2 protein-coding genes are annotated in these 2,819 nt (G+C 69.1%); both read right to left on the reverse strand.

What is annotated here, in order from left to right:
• Positions 1-1,255 (reverse strand): ABC transporter ATP-binding protein (locus tag AC3XYG_RS40485; RefSeq protein ID WP_489145580.1); only part of this gene is annotated, 1,255 nt, incomplete at its 3' end.
• Between the two features lie 10 nt (positions 1,256-1,265).
• On the reverse strand, positions 1,266-2,819 hold a 1,554-nt coding region (locus tag AC3XYG_RS40490), incomplete at its 5' end, for an ABC transporter permease (protein WP_489145581.1).

A 2,819-nucleotide genomic window follows, 5' to 3' on the forward strand; every position in this document is an offset into this window, starting at 1 on the left:
GCAGGGTTTCCTCCGCCCGGTCCTCGGACATGAAGTCCTCGAGCTCCTCGCTGAAGCGCAGCCGCGGCGCGCGGTGGCTCGGCCGCTCGTCCAGCACCCGCCGAATCAGCGCCGCGATCGGCACATGCGCCAGCACGTGGCCGGCGAACAGCCGCTTGCGCTGGTCGACGTCGGAGTCGACGAACAGCCTTCCGTGCTCGGTCAGGTGGATGTCGCCATCCGCCAGCTCGGCAAAGCGCAGCAGCTGCAGGGTTTCGGCGATCGGGAACAACTCGTCAGCCTCCATCTGCAGCGTCGCCGCCAGGTCGGGCAGGTCGGCCCGGCCGGCATAGGGCGGCGCGGCCAGCGCCTCCATCAGCCCCGACATCAGGTTGGTCGAGACATGCGGCAGCTCCATGCCGATGCCGGTGCCGGGGAAGCCCGCCTTCGGCTCGGCCTTGCCGCCGGGGCTGCGGTTGGTCATCCGCGCGTAGATGTCGTCGACCATCTGCCGGAACACCGGGTCCAGGCGGTTGCGCGGATGCGGCAGGTCGATGCCGATCTCCGCCGCCACCCGGCCGGGGTTGGAGGAGAAGATCAGGACGCGGTCGCACATCAGGATCGCCTCCTCGATGTTGTGGGTCACCATCAGGATCGACTTGATCGGCAGCCGGCCCTCCATCCACAGGTCGATCAGGTCGGTGCGCAGCGTCTCCGCCGTCAGCACGTCGAGCGCCGAGAAGGGCTCGTCCATCAGCATCAGCCGGGGATGCACCACCAGGGCGCGGGCGAAGCCGACGCGCTGGCGCATGCCGCCCGAGAGCTCCTTCGGATAGGCGCTCTCGAACCCGTCCAGGCCGATCAGATCGATCGCCTCCAGCGCCCGCCGCCGCCGCACGGCCGTCGGAATGCCCTGGGCCTCCAGCCCGATCTCGACATTTTCCAGCACGGTCAGCCAGGGGAACAGAGCGAAGCTCTGGAACACCATGGACAGGCCCTCGGACGGGCCGGACACCGGACGGCCGCACCAGGTCACCGCGCCGGCGCTCGGCGGCACCAGCCCGGCGATGATGCGCAGCAGCGAGGATTTGCCGGATCCCGAGCGGCCGAGCAGCCCGACGATCTCGCCCTCGCGGATGGTCATCGAGACGTCGTCGAGCACCAGCAGATCGGCGTTGTCGCCCTTGGGATAGGCCTGCCGCACGCCGGCGATGTCGATCAGGACCGGGTTTTCGTTGGCGGGTTTCGCCGCCGCATTCTGGATGGTCTGGTACATGGTCGTGTCCTCAGTCGAGGCGCAGCCGCCGGGCGGCGAAGGTGAACAGGGGCCGCCACAGCAGGCGGTTGAACAGGGTCACGAAGACCGACATCACGGCGATGCCGAGCACGATGCGGGGATAATCCCCGGCACTGGTGGCCTGGGCGATGTAGGCGCCGAGGCCGTGCGCGGTCAGGGTGGTGTCGCCCCAGCTCGCCACCTCGGCGACGATGCTGGCGTTCCAGGACCCGCCGCTGGCGGTGATCGCCCCGGTGACGTAGTAGGGGAAGACCCCGGGCAGGATGACGTTGCGCCACCAGCTCCAGCCGCGGATGCGGAAGCTGGACGCCGCCTCCCTCAGGTCGGTCGGGAAGGCGCTGGCGCCGGCGATGACGTTGAACAGGATGTACCACTGGGTGCCCAGCACCATCAGCGGCGCCAGCCAGATGTCCGGGTTGAGGCCGAGATGCACGATCGCCACCACCGCGAAGGGGAAGGCGATGTTGGCCGGGAAGGCGGCCAGGAACTGCGCCAGCGGCTGGATCCGCGAGGCCACGCGCGGCCGCAACCCGATCCAGACGCCGATCGGCACCCAGATCACCGTCGCCAGCGCGATCAGCACCACCACCCGGATCAGCGTGAAGCTGCCCAGCAGCACGGCCTCGCCGGCATCGGCCCAGCTCAGCTCGGTGGCGACGAAGCTGACGATCTGCCACAGGGCATAGGCGATCGCCGCCAGCACCACAGCGGTGAAGGTCCAGTCGGCCCAGCGGCTGGACCAGATCCGGGCCATCGCGCTGTTGGTGTTCGTCCCGGCCGGGATGAAGGTGAAGCGCCGGCGGGAGACGGTGCGGGTCACGGCGCCCAGCGGTGCCAGGGCGATCTGGAACAGGCGGGTCCGCTGCACCAAGGTCAGCAGCCAGGACCGCGGCCCGGTGCCGCTGGCCGATTGTTCGAACCGGAACTTCTCGGCCCAGGCCACTAGCGGCCGGAACAGCAGCTGGTCATAGGCCAAGATCACTGCGCCCATCACCAGCACGGCCCAGCCGACGGCGACGAGATCCCGCTGGTCGATGGCACGGGCGACATAGGACCCGACGCCGGGCAGGGTGATGGTGGTGTCGCCGACCGAGATCGCCTCCGCCGCCACCACGAAGAACCAACCGCCCGACATCGACATCATGGTGTTCCACACCAGGCCGGGCATGGCGAAGGGCACCTCCAGCCGCCAGAACCGCTGCCAGGCGGACAGGCGGAAGCTGCGGCTGGCCTCGTCCAGGTCGCGCGGCACAGTCTTCAGCGACTGGTAGAAGCTGAAGGTCATGTTCCAGGCCTGGGAGGTGAAGATGGCGAAGATCGCCGCGCACTCCACGCCCAGCACCTGGCCCGGGAACAGGGCCATGAAGCCGACCACGGTGAAGGACAGGAAGCCCAGAACCGGGACCGACTGCAGGATGTCCAGCAGCGGGATCAGCACCATCTCGGCCCGCCGGCTCTTGGCCGCGGCGGTCGCGTAGACGAAGGTGAAGACCAGCGACGCGACGATCGCCGCCAGCATGCGCAGGGTGGTGCGCAGCGCATA

This window comes from Inquilinus sp., assembly GCF_057815775.1.